This window comes from Streptomyces sp. N50, from assembly GCF_033335955.1.
Classification (GTDB): Bacteria; Actinomycetota; Actinomycetes; order Streptomycetales; family Streptomycetaceae; genus Streptomyces.
The window spans coordinates 4535348-4552276 of the sequence record NZ_CP137549.1 but is presented as its reverse complement, the minus strand read 5'-3'; the positions used below and the strand labels follow the sequence as shown (position 1 = coordinate 4552276).

General features: G+C 68.7%; 17 protein-coding genes, 2 tRNA genes and 1 pseudogene. 6 read left to right on the top strand and 14 right to left on the bottom strand.

Going from position 1 to position 16929, the window contains the following annotated elements; all coding sequences use genetic code 11:
• Positions 1-91: 91 nt before the first annotated feature.
• Entirely contained in the window at positions 92-2080 is a 1989-nt protein-coding gene (gene pknB, locus R2B38_RS20200) for a Stk1 family PASTA domain-containing Ser/Thr kinase (RefSeq protein WP_318017469.1), read from the top strand.
• Positions 2081-2170: 90 nt separating this feature from the next.
• Here pknB and R2B38_RS20195 read toward each other — a convergent pair whose 3' ends face one another.
• The 6 genes and pseudogenes from R2B38_RS20195 to R2B38_RS20170 form a co-directional block, all read right to left on the bottom strand.
• A complete protein-coding gene (locus R2B38_RS20195) occupies positions 2171-2926 on the bottom strand; it encodes a class E sortase (RefSeq protein ID WP_318017468.1) in 756 nt (251 codons plus the stop codon).
• A gap of 6 nt (positions 2927-2932) precedes the next feature.
• Positions 2933-4084, bottom strand: a complete 1152-nt coding sequence (locus tag R2B38_RS20190; protein WP_318017467.1) for a class E sortase — start codon at positions 4082-4084, stop codon at positions 2933-2935.
• Positions 4081-4718 (bottom strand): annotated as a pseudogene (locus R2B38_RS20185) (aminodeoxychorismate/anthranilate synthase component II). The gene R2B38_RS20190 and the pseudogene R2B38_RS20185 overlap by 4 nt, the downstream one beginning before the upstream one ends.
• Positions 4715-4912, bottom strand: coding sequence for a hypothetical protein (locus R2B38_RS20180; RefSeq protein ID WP_199827405.1), 198 nt, complete (start codon positions 4910-4912; stop codon positions 4715-4717). Before R2B38_RS20180 ends, R2B38_RS20185 begins: the two are co-directional and overlap by 4 nt.
• A gap of 16 nt (positions 4913-4928) precedes the next feature.
• On the bottom strand, positions 4929-5621 hold the full coding sequence (locus R2B38_RS20175; protein ID WP_318017466.1) for a class E sortase: 693 nt from the start codon (positions 5619-5621) through the stop codon (positions 4929-4931).
• Positions 5622-5642: 21 nt separating this feature from the next.
• Entirely contained in the window at positions 5643-6422 is a 780-nt protein-coding gene (locus tag R2B38_RS20170; RefSeq protein WP_318017465.1) for a DUF881 domain-containing protein, read from the bottom strand.
• A gap of 142 nt (positions 6423-6564) precedes the next feature.
• On the opposite strand from R2B38_RS20170, the gene crgA reads away from it, so the two are divergent.
• Positions 6565-6819, top strand: coding sequence for a cell division protein CrgA (gene crgA, locus R2B38_RS20165; protein WP_033285718.1), 255 nt, complete (start codon positions 6565-6567; stop codon positions 6817-6819).
• Between the two features lie 294 nt (positions 6820-7113).
• Here crgA and R2B38_RS20160 read toward each other — a convergent pair whose 3' ends face one another.
• Complete coding sequence (locus tag R2B38_RS20160) at positions 7114-8025, bottom strand: rhomboid family intramembrane serine protease (protein WP_318017464.1); 912 nt, start codon at positions 8023-8025, stop codon at positions 7114-7116.
• A 138-nt stretch (positions 8026-8163) separates the two neighbouring features.
• Positions 8164-8691 carry a peptidylprolyl isomerase gene (locus R2B38_RS20155; RefSeq protein WP_033285720.1) on the bottom strand — a complete coding sequence of 176 codons (528 nt, stop codon included), beginning with the start codon at positions 8689-8691 and terminating at the stop codon, positions 8164-8166.
• Positions 8692-9008: 317 nt separating this feature from the next.
• On the opposite strand from R2B38_RS20155, the gene R2B38_RS20150 reads away from it, so the two are divergent.
• Positions 9009-9710 (top strand): DUF5324 family protein, encoded by a 702-nt coding sequence (locus R2B38_RS20150; RefSeq protein ID WP_318017463.1) that lies wholly within the window; start codon positions 9009-9011, stop codon positions 9708-9710.
• Positions 9711-10168: 458 nt separating this feature from the next.
• Here the strand turns inward: R2B38_RS20150 and R2B38_RS20145 are convergent.
• Positions 10169-10241, bottom strand: a tRNA-Ala gene (locus tag R2B38_RS20145).
• A gap of 180 nt (positions 10242-10421) precedes the next feature.
• On the opposite strand from R2B38_RS20145, the gene R2B38_RS20140 reads away from it, so the two are divergent.
• Complete coding sequence (locus tag R2B38_RS20140) at positions 10422-10970, top strand: helix-turn-helix domain-containing protein (protein WP_019055167.1); 549 nt, start codon at positions 10422-10424, stop codon at positions 10968-10970.
• Positions 10971-11174: 204 nt separating this feature from the next.
• Positions 11175-12719 (top strand): serine/threonine-protein kinase, encoded by a 1545-nt coding sequence (locus R2B38_RS20135; protein ID WP_318017462.1) that lies wholly within the window; start codon positions 11175-11177, stop codon positions 12717-12719.
• Between the two features lie 26 nt (positions 12720-12745).
• Here the strand turns inward: R2B38_RS20135 and R2B38_RS20130 are convergent, their stop codons facing one another.
• Together R2B38_RS20130 and R2B38_RS20125 are read right to left on the bottom strand one after the other, a co-directional pair.
• On the bottom strand, positions 12746-14122 hold the full coding sequence (locus tag R2B38_RS20130; protein WP_318021743.1) for a hypothetical protein: 1377 nt from the start codon (positions 14120-14122) through the stop codon (positions 12746-12748).
• A gap of 152 nt (positions 14123-14274) precedes the next feature.
• Complete coding sequence (locus R2B38_RS20125; RefSeq protein ID WP_003999697.1) at positions 14275-14403, bottom strand: DLW-39 family protein; 129 nt, start codon at positions 14401-14403, stop codon at positions 14275-14277.
• Between the two features lie 337 nt (positions 14404-14740).
• On the opposite strand from R2B38_RS20125, the gene R2B38_RS20120 reads away from it, so the two are divergent.
• Entirely contained in the window at positions 14741-15088 is a 348-nt protein-coding gene (locus tag R2B38_RS20120) for a DUF6344 domain-containing protein (RefSeq protein WP_318017461.1), read from the top strand.
• Between the two features lie 274 nt (positions 15089-15362).
• On the opposite strand, the gene R2B38_RS20115 is transcribed toward R2B38_RS20120, so the two are convergent.
• From R2B38_RS20115 to R2B38_RS20105, 3 genes are all read right to left on the bottom strand, one after another.
• The gene (locus R2B38_RS20115; protein WP_318017460.1) at positions 15363-15776 is read right to left on the bottom strand and encodes a hypothetical protein; all 414 of its coding nucleotides are present in this window, start codon (positions 15774-15776) and stop codon (positions 15363-15365) included.
• 114 nt (positions 15777-15890) lie between these two features.
• A tRNA-Ile gene (locus tag R2B38_RS20110) sits at positions 15891-15967 on the bottom strand.
• 147 nt (positions 15968-16114) lie between these two features.
• A complete protein-coding gene (locus R2B38_RS20105) occupies positions 16115-16924 on the bottom strand; it encodes a DUF3566 domain-containing protein (protein ID WP_318017459.1) in 810 nt (269 codons plus the stop codon).
• Between the last annotated feature and the right edge of the window lie 5 nt (positions 16925-16929).

The window sequence follows — 16929 nt, the reverse complement described above, 5'->3', positions numbered from 1 at the left end:
AAAGCCAGCCGGGTACGGTAGGCCCGGACGGCTAGCCTCCGACCGCACATCCGTGCGGGTCGGGACCGACGGAGAGGGCTGGTAGGGAACTATGGAAGAGCCGCGTCGCCTCGGCGGCCGGTACGAGCTGGGCCAGGTGCTCGGCCGTGGTGGCATGGCGGAGGTCTACCTCGCCCATGACACACGCCTCGGCCGCACGGTGGCGGTGAAGACGCTGCGCGTCGACCTTGCGCGCGACCCTTCCTTCCAGGCCCGGTTCCGCCGGGAGGCCCAGTCGGCCGCCTCGCTCAACCATCCCGCGATCGTCGCGGTCTACGACACGGGCGAGGACTACGTCGACGGGGTCTCGATCCCGTACATCGTCATGGAGTACGTCGACGGCTCCACGCTCCGTGAGCTGCTCCACAGCGGTCGCAAGCTGCTGCCGGAGCGGGCCATGGAGATGACCATCGGCATCCTCCAGGCGCTGGAGTACTCGCACCGCAACGGCATCGTCCACCGCGACATCAAGCCGGCCAACGTCATGCTGACGCGCACCGGCCAGGTCAAGGTGATGGACTTCGGCATCGCCCGCGCGATGGGCGACTCCGGCATGACGATGACGCAGACGTCCGCGGTGATCGGCACCGCCCAGTACCTCTCCCCGGAGCAGGCGAAGGGCGAGCAGGTCGACGCCCGCTCGGACCTCTACTCGACGGGCTGCCTCCTCTACGAGCTGCTGACGGTACGGCCGCCCTTCGTAGGCGACTCCCCGGTGGCGGTGGCGTACCAGCACGTACGCGAGGAGCCGCAGCCGCCGAGCGTCTTCGACGCGGAGATCACGCCGGAGATGGACGCGATCGTCCTGAAGGCGCTCACCAAGGACCCCAACTACCGCTACCAGTCCGCCGACGAGATGCGCATGGACATCGAGGCCTGCCTCGACGGCCAGCCGGTCGCGGCGACGGCGGCGATGGGTTCGGTCGGCTACGGCGGCTACGGCGACGACCACGCGACGACGGCCCTGCGCTCCGACGCCGGCGCCACGACGATGCTGCCCCCCATGAACCCGGACGACGGCGGCTTCGGCTACGACGACCGTCCCGACCGGCGCCGCCAGCAGAAGAAGAAGTCGAACACCTCGACGATCCTGCTGGTCGTGGCGGCGGTCCTGGTACTGGTGGGCGCGATCCTGATCGGGAAGTGGGCGTTCAGCGGGAACGGTGGCGCGGACAAGCCGTTCGCGGCGCCGAACTTCGTCGGCCAGACCTACGCCAGCGCGCAGACCATGGCCGTCAACTCCGGCCTGAAGCTGGCGGAACCCACCCGCAAGGCCTGTGAGAACGCGCCGAAGGGCAGCGTCTGCTCGCAGGACCCGAAGGAGGGCACCGACGTCAACAAGGGCGACACCATCAACCTGGTCGTCTCGACCGGGGCGCCGAAGGTCGTCGTACCGAGTGTCGTGGGCCAGAGCGTCGACGACGCCACCACGACGCTCGAGGGCGACAAGTACAAGTTCGTCGTGAAGACACAGCAGAAGGTGTCCAGCGAGGACCCGGGAACGGTCCTGGACCAGAACCCGGCACTCGGCGCCGAGGTCCAGAAGGGCACCACGATCACCCTGACCGTCGCCAAGGCCGAGGAGAAGTCCACGGTCCCGGACGTCAGCGCCAAGAGCTGTGACGACGCCAAGGCGCAGATGCAGCAGAACAACCTCGTCGGCAACTGCACCGAGGTGGCGACCACCGACACGAACCTGAACGGCAAGGTCGTCTCGACCTCGCCCGCGGCCGGGACGCAGGTCGACAAGAACTCGTCGGTCAACATCCAGATCGGCAAGGTCTCCCAGACCCAGGTCCCGAACGTCGTCGGCCAGACGGTGGCGAACGCCAAGACGATCCTTCAGCAGAACGGCTTCACCAACATCCAGTTCGCCGACAACAGCGATCAGGGCGACAACGCGATCGTCACCCAGCAGGACCCGGGCTCGGGCAACCAGGTGGACGACCCCGGCAACACGCAGATCACCCTCACCAGCGTGGGCACCGGCAACGGCAACAACAACGGTGGCGGCGGCTTCTTCGGAGGCAACTCCGGATAGCGGCACCGGTATGGCATGACGGAGCCCCGGCACCCTGAGAAGGGTGCCGGGGCTCTTTCGTCCCGCGTGCGACGCGCTACGACCCTGCCGTCAGCGCAGTTCCTTCGGCGGTGTCCGCGCGCTGTCCACCTTGTCGACGCGGACCAGCTCGCCCCAGACCACGTAGCGGTACCGGGACGTGTACACCGGCGTGCAGGTCGTCAGCGTGATGTAGTGGCCGGCCTTCTTCTTTCCGGACTCCGCGGGGATCTGGGCGAGGGTCTTGACGTTGTACTTCGAGGTCTCGGGAAGGATGTCGTAGACCTTGTAGACGTACCACTTGTCCTTCGTCTCGAAGACGATCGGGTCGCCCTTCTTGAGCTTGTCGATGTTGTGGAACTTGGCGCCGTGGCCGTCGCGGTGGGCGGCGAGGGTGAAGTTGCCGTTCTTGCCGGTGGTCGGGAGGGCGGCCTTGATGGGGTCCGTGTAGTAGCCGGCGACGCCGTCGTTCAGGACGCTCGTCTCGGTGCCCTTCTCGACCAGCACCTCGCCGTTCTTCATGGCGGGCACGTGCAGGAAGCCGATGCCGTCCTTGGTGTCGAGCGCGCCGGGGCCGGTGTCCTTGTCCTTGGACCAGTTGTTGCGGACCTTGTCGCCCTGTTTGTCGGCCGTGCGGTCGGCGACGACGTTCGTCCACCACAGGGAGTAGACGACGAACAGGCCGAGGATCAGGCCCGCCGTGATGAGGAGTTCACCGAAGACGCTGACCGCCGTCGCGACCGGGCCGGAGCCGCGGGGGCGGTCCGGTGGGGGTGCGGGCGTGTCGGTCTGCTCTTCGGTGTCGTCGGTGGTCGCTGCCACGTTCATCTGCCCTTACTCGATGAGCGCATCCGGCTTGCCCTTGCTGCGCGGCCGTACCTCGACCATCTTGCCCCAGACGATCAGCCGGTACTTGCTGGTGAACTCCGGCGTACAGGTCGTCAGCGTGATGTAGCGGCCGGGCGTGGTGAAGCCCGAGCCCTTGGGGATGGGGTCGATGACACTGGTGTTGCTCGGCGACGTCACAGGCAGCGTCTTCGTCATCTTGTAGACGTAGTAGGTGTCCTGGGTCTCCACCACGACCTCGTCGCCCGGCTTGAGCTGGTTGATGTACCGGAACGGTTCGCCATGGGTGTTGCGGTGCGCGGCGAGCGCGAAGTTGCCGGTCTTCGCGTCCGGCATCGCGGTCTTGAGGGCGCCCTCGCTGTAGTGCCCGACCATCCCCTTGTCGAGCACCTTCTTGTTGCTGACGCCCTCGGCGATCGGCGCCACGACGTCCAGCTTGGGGATGTGCAGGATGGCGAAGCCCTGCCCCGGCGAGAACTCTCCGGGGGCGCGCTTGCCGCTCGCCCAGTCGTTCTGCAGCTGGCTCGCCTCGCTGCCGGCCTGCGCGTGCGCCCGTACGTTCGTCCACCACAGCTGGTAGGTGACGAACAGCAGCATCAGCACGCCGGTGGTGATGAACACCTCGCCGATCGCGCGGCTCGCGACGACCGCGGCGCCCGGCTTGTTCGCCCGCTGCCGCCGCCGCGCCTCGACCCGCGAGAGGGGCGCGCCGGAGCCGGAGGAAGCCGCTGCCGATTCCGACGCCGTGGAGCCCTCGGTGGTCTCCTCCGCCGCCCCGCCGGCCCCATGACGCCCGTGCCGCCCCTTGGCGGCCTTTCTGCGGGCCGCACGCCCGCCCGTGGGGGTTCCTGTGGCGGAGGAGGCGGATGGGGCGTCAGACGCCGATATGGACCGTCCGTGGCCCGTCCGCTCCGGCGGGAGGTCCGGCGAGCGATCGGGCGGGAGACCCGACGGAAGGTCCGCCATCCGCAGCGCGACGGTCTCCTGGTCGACCGGGCCGTACGGCACCCCGGCCGCGGCGCCCTGCGCCTGCGCGCCGTGCCACTGGTCGAACCCGCCCTGATCCCCGTACGACGGCTCCGCGTACGCCTGCTCCCCGTACGCGGCCTCGGACTCGCGCTCGGGGCGCAGCGCGGTCACGCCGTGGCCCTGCCCACCACCGGGGCGAGCCCCGCCGACCTCGCCACGGCACCCTGGTCGCCGCACTCCACCAGCCAGTTGGCCAGCATCCGGTGGCCGTGCTCGGTGAGCACCGACTCCGGGTGGAACTGGACGCCCTCGACGGGCAGTTCGCGGTGGCGCAGGCCCATGATGATGCCGTCGTGCGTTCTCGCGGTGACTTCCAGCTCGGCCGGGACCGTCTCCGGCTCGGCCGCGAGCGAGTGGTAGCGGGTCGCCGTGAAGGGCGAGGGCAGTCCGGCGAAGACGCCCTTGCCCTCGTGCTCGACGAGCGAGGTCTTGCCGTGCAGCAGTTCGGGGGCGCGGTCCACGACACCGCCGTAGGCCACCTGCATCGACTGCATGCCGAGGCAGACGCCGAAGACGGGGACCCCGGTCGAGGCGCAGTGCCGCACCATCTCGATACAGACGCCGGCCTCCTCGGGGTGCCGGGGCCGGGCGAGAGGAGGACGCCGTCGAAGCCGTCCTGGGCGTGCGCGGTCGACACCTCGTCATTGCGCAGCACCTCGCACTCGGCGCCCAGCTGGTACAGGTACTGGACCAGGTTGAAGACGAAGCTGTCGTAGTTGTCGACGACGAGAATCCGTGCGCTCACTGGTTGTCCACCGTCACATCGTTGAAGGGCAGCAGCGGTTCGGCCCACGGGAAGACGTACTGGAAGAGGATGTAGACCACGGCCAGGGCAAGGACGAGCGAAATGAGCGCCTTCACCCAGGCGTTGCCCGGCAGATGCCGCCAGATCCAGCCGTACATGCCGTCCCTTCCGTCGCGCCACGGCACCAGACTCACGCCGTACGTCACCAGACTAACGGCGCAGCGCGGCTGGTCTCCCGGCCTCCACAGGCTGTGTGGAGTCGAGATGTGCCCAGACGATCAGCCGGTGGCTGTGCCCCCACTCCGGATCGCACGTGGTCAGCGTGAGATAGCGGCCCGAGGCCGTGTACCCGGACTTACGTGGCACAGGATCGATCACCTCAATGTCGGTGGGCACTGTTTTGTAAGGCCCTTTGTCGATCCGATACGTGAACCAGGTGGTCCCGTCCGTCAGCACCACCGCGTCGCCCACGCGCAGCTCCGGAAAGTTCACGAAGGGGTTGCCGTACGTCCGCCTGTGCCCCGCCACCGCGAAGTTCCCGACCTGCCCCAGCTGCGCGGTGCCGGCGTAGTGCCCGAGCCCCTTCTTGAGGGTGCTCACGTCGGTGTCCTCAAGGACCGGCTTGTTCCACGTGAAACCAAGCCGCGGGATGTACATGATCGCGAAAGGCCTGCCGTCCTTGTACGCGGCCGGTTTCGCCGGAGCGGGCGAGGCGGCGGGCGCAGGGGACGCCTTCGGGCGCGCGGTCTGCTGAGACCACTGGTTCTGCAGTTGGTGGATCTGGTCGCTCATCGTGCGGTCGGCCTTCACACCGGTCCAGAACAGCACGTAGACCACGAAGAGGACGATCAGGGTGCCCACGGTGATGCAGAGTTCGCTGACGCTCCTGACGATCACACGCACCGGCAGCTCCCGTACGGCCGCTTACTCCACTGGCTTCGCGTAGTGCAGATCCACTGTGCCCGAGTACCCGGGAAGAGTCACCGTCCCGTCGTCGGTCACTTTCCAGCCGAGCCCGTAGACGTCGACGTACACCTTGTAGTTCTGGATCGCCTTGGACGCCGTCAGCGCCGCCTGCAGCTTCCCCGTGTCCCCGACGGCCGTGATCTTGTACGGCGGTGAGTAGACCCGGCCCTGGAGGATCAGGGTGTTGCCCACGCAGCGCACGGCGCTGGTCGCGATCAGCCGCTGGTCCATGACCTTGATGCCCTTGGCGCCGCCCTGCCAGAGGGCGTTCACGACGGCCTGGAGGTCCTGCTGGTGGATGACCAGGTAGTCGGGCTGCGGCTCGGGGTAGCCGGGGAGTTTGGCGGTGGCGTTGGGCGGGGCGTCGTTCAGGGTGACGGTGAGGGCCTTGCCCTTGAGCTGCTGCGCGCCCGCGGACTTCTCCAGTGCCGTGAGCTTCTTGTCGTCGGCCCCGGTGCTGGTGTCGTCCTCCTTGCGGAGGGAGTCGACCTCGTCGCGCAGGACTCCGTTGGCGTCGTTCAGCCGGCCGTTCTTCTGGCTGCGGGTCTGGATCAGGTCGGACAGTTTCAGCAGGGAGGCGTCCGTGCGGATGTTGGTGCCCTTGGCCGTGTTGAAACTGGTGAAGAAGATGAGCCCCGCGAGGGCGAAGACGGCCACCGTGAGAATCCGCACGGGACGGAAACGGCGGATACGGGCGGGACTGGTACCCGTCCCGGGGGAGTCGGCAGAATTGCTCAACGTACCCTTATCTCCTTCGGCGCCGCGGAAGCACTACGCTAACGGACGCCCGGGGGAGCACTCAGTGTCCCCTTGTACGCTGCCCCGGAGCCCGCCCCAGTTCCCTGCGCGGCCACGCAGCGCATCGACAGGAGAGACCCTCGTGCCGAAGTCACGTATCCGCAAGAAGGCCGACTACACGCCGCCGCCGGCGAAAGCGGCGACCGCCATCAAGTTGAACAGCCGTGCCTGGGTCGCTCCGGTCATGCTGGCCATGTTCGTCATCGGGCTGGCCTGGATCGTCGTCTTCTACGTCACCGACGGCTCCATGCCCATCGACAGCCTGGACAACTGGAACATCGTGGTCGGCTTCGGCTTCATCGCCGCCGGGTTCGGCGTCTCCACGCAGTGGAAGTAGCGGCGCGAGCAGCGGTCGAAGCTGCGGCCACCACCCGGTGAACGCAGCTCTGCCCACGACTTTCCGCTGAGTTATCCACAGGCCAGAGAAGTATCCACAGCAGGCCTGGGGAAAAAGAACGACGATCTGTGGATAACCCACCGGGTGTTGACGCTGGTGTGACTGACACACCGGCAACCGCAAGCCTGTTCGCCCCCTGCCTGACCTGCATAAACACGGGTCAGCGACAGGGGGCACAGCTGTTCTCCACGGTATGCACAAGATCCGCCACGCACTGTGGACAACGGTTTGATATCAGCTGAGCTGAGCCGTCCTGATCAGCGTCAACACCACGACGACGACCAGTACGACCGCACAGGTGCCGTACTGGATCAGGGCCCGGCGCTCCCGCGGGGCGTGCACCATCGCGTACCCGGTGATCACACCGGCGACCAGGCCGCCGATGTGGGCCTGCCAGGCGATGTTGGCCCACCCGAAGGTGAAGATGAGGTTGATCACCAGCAGGGCGATGACCGGCCGCATGTCGTACCTGAGCCGGCGCATCAGGACCGCGGTCGCGCCGAAGAGCCCGAAGATGGCACCGGAGGCACCGAGCGAGGGCTGGTTCGGGGCAGCGATCAGATAGGTGAGCGCGCTGCCCGCGAGGCCCGAGACGAAGTACAGGGCGAGATAGCGGGCACGGCCGAGGGCCGCCTCCAGAGGTCCGCCGATCCACCACAGGCTCATCATGTTGAACAGGATGTGGATCACGCTGCCGTGCAGGAACATCGCCGTCAGCAGCCGGTACGGCTGGCCCTCGGCGATGCCCTCGACGGAGCCGAACTGCGGGACGTACGCCTGGCCGAGGAGTTCGAGGCGCTCGGTGAAGCTGTCGCCCAGCACCTGCTGGAGCAGATAGAAGGCGACACAGAGACCGATAAGGATCTTGGTGGCGAGCCGCGGATCCGCCGCCACCGCACCGCCGGCGAGCGTGCGAGGCTGGGCCGCCGTCGGCGCGTGACCCGTGCCAGAGCCGCCGCGGACACACTCGGGGCACTGGAAACCGACCGAGGCGCTGACCATGCACTCGGGGCAGATCGGCTTCTCGCAGCGGGTGCAGCGGACGCCGGTCTCGCGGTCCGGGTGCCGGTAGCAGACCGGCAGACTCTGGGCGTCCTGGGGCCGCTGTTCCTCCGGGCCCTGCGGGCTGCCTGGCGCCTGGTCCATGGGGTCCCCTCAATCCTTCGTACGCAATGCACCGCCCCGCCCATCCTTACGGACGAGCGGGGCGTTTGGTTCCCGGCGGTAAGTACTGGTGTCAACCCTGGGACCCGGGGCCTGTACGGCCCTGGGACCTGTCCGGCCCTAGCGGGTCTCGACGACGACCGACTCGATGATGACGTCCTTCACCGGACGGTCGGTGCGCGGGTTGGTGTCGGCGGCCGCGATGGTGTCCACGACCTTCTGGCTCGCCGCGTCGGTGACCTCACCGAAGATGGTGTGCTTGCGGGTCAGCCAGGCCGTCGGGGAGACGGTGACGAAGAACTGCGAGCCGTTGGTGCCCGGCCCGGCGTTGGCCATGGCCAGCAGATAGGGCTTGTCGAAACGCAGATCGGGGTGGAACTCGTCCTCGAACTGGTAGCCCGGGCCGCCCGTTCCGTTGCCCAGCGGGTCCCCACCCTGAATCATGAAGCCCTTGATCACCCGGTGGAAGACCGTACCGTCGTAGAGCTTGGCCGCCGCCTTCTCACCAGTGGTGGGGTTGGTCCACTCCCGCTCACCCGTGGCGAGTTCGACGAAGTTCTTGACCGTCTTGGGCGCGTGGTTCGGCAGCAGCCGGACTTCGATGTCGCCGAGGCTGGTCCTGAGGGTGGCGTAGAGCTGCTCGGCCACGGTCTGCCTTCCGTTGTCTTCCTGTGACCCCCAGATCCTCGCACGCTCGCTGCACCCCGTCGCCCGACGGCCTTCTCTCGGGGCATTTCCACAGGATCCGCTTGCGGAAATCCGGCCGAGTGGGTCCGGGACAGGGGCACGGCACCGGGATCCGTGGCATTGTCGACGACAACCCCCCGTTCCCGCGTATTCATCCGTTATTGCACGTGATCGTGACCCGGATGCCCGCCCTCACATGCCTCGTCGCTCTCTGACAGGCATGATCCGTAATTGGGTGGATAGACGAAGAACCGTACGCCACCGAGGAGGAGGAACTCGTGACCCGCATCGACAGCGTGCGCTCCGCGACCGGATCGGCGAAGGACAGCGTGCTGCACGCCGCGGAAGTGGTGGCGCCCTACGCCGACACGGCCAAGGACAGGGCCTCGTACTACGCCCATGAGGCACGCGTACGACTCGCGCCCAAGGTGTCGCTGGCCGCAGACCAGGCCCGCGTCCAGTACGGCGCCCATGTCGTGCCGCGCCTTGAGCAGGCCCGCACTCATGTACCGCCGAAGGTCGACCAGGCCGCCCAGGAAGCCGCCGTCCGTACCCGCAAGGCTGCCCAGCAGGCCGCCGAGTACTCACGGCCGAGGATCGAGCAGGCGGTCGCCGCCGCGGGCCCGGTCAAGGACGAGGCCGCCGCTCGCGGTGCGGCCGCGTTCGCCGCACTGCGCGGCCAGGTCTCGCCCAAGGAGATCCAGAAGCTGGTCCGCAAGCACGAGCGGCGGGCGAGGGCCGGCCGGCTCGCGAAGGGGCTGGCGGTTCTGGGCATCCTGGCGGGCGGTGCCTTCGCCGCCTGGAAGTGGTGGGACAAGCAGGCTAACCCCGACTGGCTGGTCGAGCCGCCCGCCGCGACCGAAGTGCCCGAGACGGGACGCCTCACTTCGGTGGACGGTAGCCCCGAGGCCGTGCTCGACCCCGAGGTCGAGGCCAAGCAGGCCGAGGACGAGGCCGTCGAGAACGACGAACACCGCTGACGTCCGACGCACTTTCAACATCGCTGCGGGGCAGGAGACTTGAGGGTCTCCTGCCCCGCAGCGATGTTTCACGTGGAACAGTCCCGGGGTTTCACGTGGAACAGTCGCGGCGCATCACCGGTCTCGACGAACGCCCCGACTTCTTGATTTACGCAAGTTGCCGCGATGACGTTTGCAACGCCCCAGGTGTACAAGCAGCGCACAGACTCCCTTAACGGACCGCACACCCCCGATTACGCGTCCGTATTCACACCAGCTCACACACCTCCCGCACACGCGGGCACATCATCCCCACATCGCGCCGACGACCGGCATGAAGCCCCGCGGACTCCACCCGGCGTCGATATTTGCGCAAACAACTGCAACGAAGAGTCGCCCTTTACGTGACGCACGTCACCTCTCGGGCACAAAGAAACACCGGCCGGACGCCACTGAGGGCGACCGGCCGGTGCGGGATGTGGAGCCTAGGGGAGTCGAACCCCTGACATCTGCCATGCAAAGACAGCGCTCTACCAACTGAGCTAAGGCCCCGCTAGAGAAGCGTTCGACCGGCAGAACCACACACCGGCGAGCTTCGGGGACCAGCGTACCGGGTCACCCCGGGTATCTCGCAAAAATTTGGGGGTCCCGGTGAACGACCACTCTCCGTAAGATGCTCGGCGTGGTTCGCTAGAGCGAACCGCGGTTTTGGGGAAGCGATGGGGAGACGCAATGGACGCCGCACAGCAGGAAGCCACCGCCAGAGCGCGGGAGCTGCAGCGGAATTGGTACGGGGAGCCTTTGGGGGCGCTCTTCCGTAAGCTCATCGACGATCTTGGGCTCAACCAGGCTCGTCTCGCGGGGGTGTTGGGACTGTCCGCGCCGATGTTGTCCCAGCTGATGAGCGGTCAGCGGGCGAAGATCGGCAATCCCGCGGTGGTCCAGCGGGTGCAGTTGCTGCAGGACCTGGCGGGACAGGTCGCGGACGGCAGCGTGAGCGCGGCCGAGGCGACCGAGCGCATGGACGAGATCAAGAAGTCCCAGGGGGGCTCGGTGCTCAGCAACACCACGACCACGACGAGCAGTTCGGGAGCGCCCACGGTCAAGCGGGTGGTCCGCGAGATCCAGTCGCTGCTGCGCTCGGTGGCCGCCGCGGGCGACATCATCGACGCGGCGGACACTCTCGCCCCGACCCACCCCGAACTGGCAGAGTTCCTCCGGGTGTACGGCGCGGGCCGCACCTCCGACGCGGTCGCGCACTACCAGTCCCACCAGAGCTGAGCCTCACGGCCCGGCCGCCGATCGGGGGTTCGGCAGCCGGGCACGCGGCCGGTGAGGAGCATGAGGGGGTCGTGCCGCTCACCGGGAGCACGTGCGGAACAGCCACGAGGGAGTGCCATGAGGAACTGCCACGAGGGGGAGTCGTATCGCTCGTCTCGGGGGAAGCAACGGAGGTAGCCGAAGGGGGAGGAGCGACGCACAGCCATGGGTGAGGTCTTCGCCGGCCGGTACGAACTGGTCGACCCGATCGGGCGCGGCGGTGTCGGCGCGGTCTGGCGCGCCTGGGACCACCGGCGGCGCCGCTATGTGGCCGCCAAGGTCCTGCAGCAGAGCGACGCGCACTCCCTGCTGCGCTTCGTCCGGGAACAGGCGCTGCGGATCGACCACCCCCATGTGCTCGCCCCTGCCAGCTGGGCCGCCGACGACGACAAGGTCCTGTTCACCATGGACCTGGTGGCCGGAGGCTCGCTCGTCCATCTCATCGGTGACTACGGTCCCCTGCCTCCCGCGTTCGTCTGCACGCTGCTCGACCAGCTCCTCTCCGGTCTCGCCGCGGTGCACGCGGAAGGTGTCGTGCACCGGGACATCAAGCCCGCCAACCTGCTCCTCGAAGCCACCGGCACGGCCCGCCCCCGTCTGCGTCTGTCCGACTTCGGCATCGCGATGCGGCTGGGCGAGGCGCGGCTGACGGAGACCAATCTCGTGGTGGGGACGCCGGGTTACCTCGCGCCCGAGCAGATGATGGGAGCCGAACCGGACTTCCCCGCCGACCTGTTCGCCGTAGGACTGGTGGCGCTGTATCTGCTGGAGGGGGCCAAGCCGGACTCCAAGGCGCTGGTGCAGTACTTCGCGGAGCATGGGACTCCAGGGGCGCCCAAGGGCATCCCCGAGGCGCTGTGGCAGGTCGTGGCGATGCTGCTGCAGCCCGATCCGCAGGCCCGCTTCCGCACCGCCACAGGGGCACGCAAGGCGCTCGCCGCGGCCGCGGAACTGCTGCCCGAGCCCGGCCCCGACGACGAGCTGATCGAGATCTTCGACCAAATCGGGCCGCTGCCTTCGGAGTTCGCGCCCGAGGGTCCGCTGAAGCGGGCTTCCGGGGTGGACACGGGGTCGACGACGACTCCCTCGTCGAGCGGGTCTCCCGAACCTGAGAACGACCTGGGCACCGGTATCGGCAGTGTCAGCGGCTCGGGTCTCGACTCGGCCTGGCCCGGCACGGACTCCGTACCCGTGGACCCGCGGCACGGCATCGTCTCCCGGCCGACCCCGGCCCCGACTGCCGACCCGGCTCCGGCCCCGCCGGCTTCGCCGCCCCCGACTCCGTCCCCGTCCCCGATGTCGGACAGCGGCAGCTTCCATCTGCCGCCACCGCAAGCCTCGTACGGACAACAGGCGGGCCAGGCCGACCACTCGGACCAGGCACATCAGGCGCATCAGACCGCCGAGGCCCACCAGGGCGGCCAGTACCAGCAGCCCATGTACCCCTCCCCCCAGTACTCCTCCCCTCAGCACTCCTCCCCCCACGACCTCACGCATGTCCTGTCCTCCCCCCAGCCGCGTGCTGATCCCTCTACTGCTTCATACACCGCTCAGGTCCCGCAGGTTCCACCGTCGGCGCCGCCGGTTCCGCAGCACCGCGGCAGGCGGGCCCGGCGCCGGCCCGGGCCGCCCGCGAAGGTGGCGATCCCGGTCCTGCTGCTCGCGCTGGCGTGCTATGCGGTGGGGTTCTGGGCGCTGACCCAGATCTGAACCGTGGAAAGGGCGGGGCGGGGCGGTTACAAGGCCGCCGTCGAGGCCCGGTCCCGGCGCCTGGCCGACACCGTCCACACGCCGAGCGTCGCCAGCAGCGCGGTGCCCGCGCCGATCCCGGCCACCGCGAGCACCTTCATCGCGGCGTCGCCGCCTCCCCCGGCGCTCCCCGTCACGGCCGCCGCGCGGTCCTGTGTGGTGACGTCGAAGATGTTCCGGGGGTCGGGCCGCCCCGCGTACCCGGGACCGCCGTGCGCCGCACCGGCGACGCGCACGCGCAGGGTCACCGGGAACGGTCCCTGACCGAAGTCGTCGGCCAGTTGCGCGTCGAGGTGCACGACGAGGTAGTACGACCCGGCGAAGCGCATCCCGTTCTCGTGGTCGACGACGGAGTAGCGGTTGCGGTACTCCACGGGCGGCAGGGGCTCCAGTGCCACGGACCTCTCGCTGCCCCGGTAGCCGAGGCCGGCCTCGTCGACGGAGGCGCGCACGGGGTTGTAGAGCGCCAGGTCCAGCGCGCGGCTCACATAGCCGCTGCCGCCGTCCGAAGCGCCCAACTCGGCCGTGACGGACAGCTGTTGGCCCCAGTCCACCGGCACCCTGTAGAAGAGGGTCCGGCCGGGCCCGATGTCGTCCCGCCACGCGCCCTGCCCGACGGCGACCGCCCCGGCGAAGCCCGAACCGCCCGCGCGGCGCCGGGCCTCCCCTGTGACCGCCTCGGGCGACGCGGAGTCCCAGGTCTGGGGCGCGTCGGTCGCGCCGGCCTGGGCGAGCGAGGGTTCCGACACCGCGGTGAGTTCCAGCCCCCAGGTGTCCGACGAGGAGTCCGACGCGTCGACGCGCTCGACGAGCACGTAGTACCTGCCGCTCCCCTTGCACAGCGCCTTGCCCGCCTCCCGCACCGCCCAGGCGGCCACCGGGTGGGGACTCCGGCCCGCCCCGAAGGTGGCGCTCCGGTAGGTGCAGCCGGTGTCCTTGGCGTTCCGCATCGACACCTTGATGCCATCGGTGGCGGCGACGCTGGTGCCCGCCGGAGGCACGGCGGTCACGGAGACGTAGACATTCGACGTGGCGTCGAGATCAAGGCCGTAGTAGACACGGGCCCCCTTCGAGAGGGAACTCCTGTACGTCGCACCGGGCTCCAGCTCCTTGGCGTCAGCAGTACCGGCCGCTCCGTCGACGACCCGGTCGCCCTTGTCGTAGCCGTAGGAGCTGGACGACCCGGCCGCCACGGCGGGCCGGTCCGTGAGGGCGGCCGTCGCGCACAGGACCGCGGCGAGGACCACGACACGTCGTACGGCCCCAGCGACGGGCGTACGGCCGCCCTGTGCCCGTGTCCGCCACCACGCCGTACGCCGCCCCATCACGCGCCACCCCTCGTCGTTGCTCCGGACGTGGCCCATCCTGCCCCGCACGCGCGCGTGGCATCCCGGCAATGCGGACGAGTGTCCGAAACGCCGGGGTCGTGGCGGCCGTACCCGCACCAGGGCGGGGGCGCAACACAAAGCCCCGACCGCCAGGCGGCCGGGGCTTGATCAGAACTGGTTCTCGGTACTCAGGAACCCGTGGGCACGGAGTCGGTCGCCTCCGTCCACAGGTCCTGCTCGGCGCGATCCGCCTGGATCTGGCGGTACACGAGGAGCCCGCCGATGGCGGCCAGTGCGACCAGGAGAAGCTTCTTCACCGCGCGACCTCGTCTTTCCTTGACGTAGGGGACCTCTGTCGCCCGACTATACACACCGACCGAGACCGATCAGTGACCTGCGTCCGGGGTCAACTCCCGCCCGGTACAGCGCAGTAGGAGCGGACGCGGCCGCTCCGATCTGAGGGTGATCACACCCCCACGGACGGTTACTTCGCCCGTCTTTCGCGCATCTTCAGCCCTTTTCCGGCCTCTTGCACCCATCCGAGTGGTGTTCATCAGAACATCGACGCGCCATGGGCGTCGGTCCACCACTTCGCGGCCCCCATACACATCATGAGGAAAGTACGCAAATCGCCCAACCTGAAAGTGAGGGGCCATGGCCCAGATCAAGGTCATGAAGTTGTGGAACGCCTTCGTCACCGGCTTCCTGGCACTGTGCACGGCGCTCGGACTCATCACGGTCACCGCGACGGTCGCCGCCGCGACTCAGCGGACCGAGGCGGCGAGCACCAGCGCGGTCGCCGAGACGACGACACCGGCGATCTCCCCCTGGTCCTTCACCAGGTCCCTGCCCCCCACGATGAAGCAGCGCATCCGCGCCGAGGCCCACGGCAAGTCCCCGAGCTGCCGCCACCGCCCGCCGACGGACACGGACGAGGCGACGGAGACGGCCGACGCGGCCGAGCCGGCCCACGCCGAGCCGGCGGCCCCGCTCCAGCGCTGACCCGAGTCCCTCCAGCACCGCCCCGGGCCCATCCAGCACCACCTCAGGCCCGATCAGTACTGCCTCAGGCCCCTCCAACACCGACCTGCGCGCCGACACCTCGGCCCGCGAGTCTCCCTGGCCTTGCCCGACCTGCTCAACCCGCCCGACTTGCCCGACCGTCCGCCCTCTCTGACACAGCGGCGAACTTGCGTACAAAGCTTCAGAGACAACACAGAGGACCCCGAAAACCCCTGGCCCACAGTGGCCGGGGGTCTTCTGGCGTGCCCGCGGCTCATCCTTCCCCGGCCCCACCGAACGGCCCGTCCGTGCGGACCAGAATCCCGGGGCAGTCCGGATCGACCACCCCTGTGTAGTGATTGGTCCAGAAGTCCCGCCGGGTGCGCGGCAGCGGCACTTCCACAAGCCGCCCGTCATGGATCATCCACAGGCCGAAGCAGTCGTCCTCCTCATCGTGGATCAGGACCTGAACGGTGTGCGGCGACGGCCAGGGCAGAGACTCAAGGTGCTCCAGCAGGCCGACCCATCGGCTCCGCCGCACGAACTCGATGGCCCAGCCGCCGAACATGCCGTGTCCGATGTCGGTGAACTCCCCCGTCCACGGGCGGCTTTCGTCCCGCTCGGTCAGCGGTTTCATGATGTTTTCCGCGTCGCTGGCCAACACGACGACCTCGGCGAATCTGCTCATGGGCGAGTATCACCGGCCACGAGGAGGGCACGGCAACCGAAATTACGCGGTCCTGATCGTGCTGCCCGTAGACGCCAAAAACCCCCAACCGCAACCGGTTGGGGGTCTTCGAACTGGTGGGGCTAACAGGATTTGAACCTGTGGCCTCATCCTTATCAGGGATGCGCTCTAACCAACTGAGCTATAGCCCCGCCGCGCTCTGCGGAGTGTGTCCCGCGCGCTGACTCCTGAAGATTAGCGCACGACATGGGCAGTCCCAAAATCGATAGTCACAGGACCGTCGAGAGGGGTTTCAACCCGCGTTCACCCGGCTTCTCGTGCGCCTGTCGTCCGCCCGCTCACTCGTCCTCGGCGAGCGTCAGCTCGATGCCGCCGACGAAGCCGGCGGAGAGGTTGTAGATGAACGCGCCGAGCGTCGCGAGGGCCGTGGCCAGGACGACGTCGATGACCGCGATGATCCCGGAGAACGTCAGGACGTGCGGGAGGGACAGGAAGGACTGCAGGTCGAAGCCGTTCGACTCGTTCGAGCCGGTCGCCTCCGAGATCGTGCCGCCGACCGTCGAGAAGACCCCCATCGCGTCCATGACCATCCACAGCACCGCGGACGCCACGACCGTGCAGATGCCCAGCGCGATGGAGAGCAGGAAGCTGACCTTCATCACCGACCACGGGTCGGCCTTGGCCACCCGCAGCCGCGCCTTACGGGTGCGCGGGGCCGTACGCGCGCCCGTGCGCGGACGCCGTACGGCACCGCTCTGGGCGGCGGGCGACTGGGTCGGGTAGGCCTGCGGCGGGTGGTACGGCCCCGCCGCCTGCTGCGGCTGACGCTCGCCCGGCAAGGGGGAACCCGGCAGCGGGGAGCCCGCCGGGGCCGCGGTGGGCTGGGCCGGCGCCTGGCCCTGGGCCGGAGCCTTGGCGCCCGGTGCGGCCGCGCCCGCGCCGGCCGACTGCTGCTGGGTCTGCGGACCTCGGGTGTCCGTCACAGTTCCCCCCTGGGATCCATGCGAGTCGGGCGAGTGCGCGTCCGTCTTCTTCACGTCGATCGCCCGCAGTTGGGTCGTGTGCGGATCTGTCGCGTTCGCGGCGGAGCCACGGCCGCCGCCGTCCGTGTCCGTACCGGTCGATCCGGCGCCCGTGGCTCCGCTCACGATGA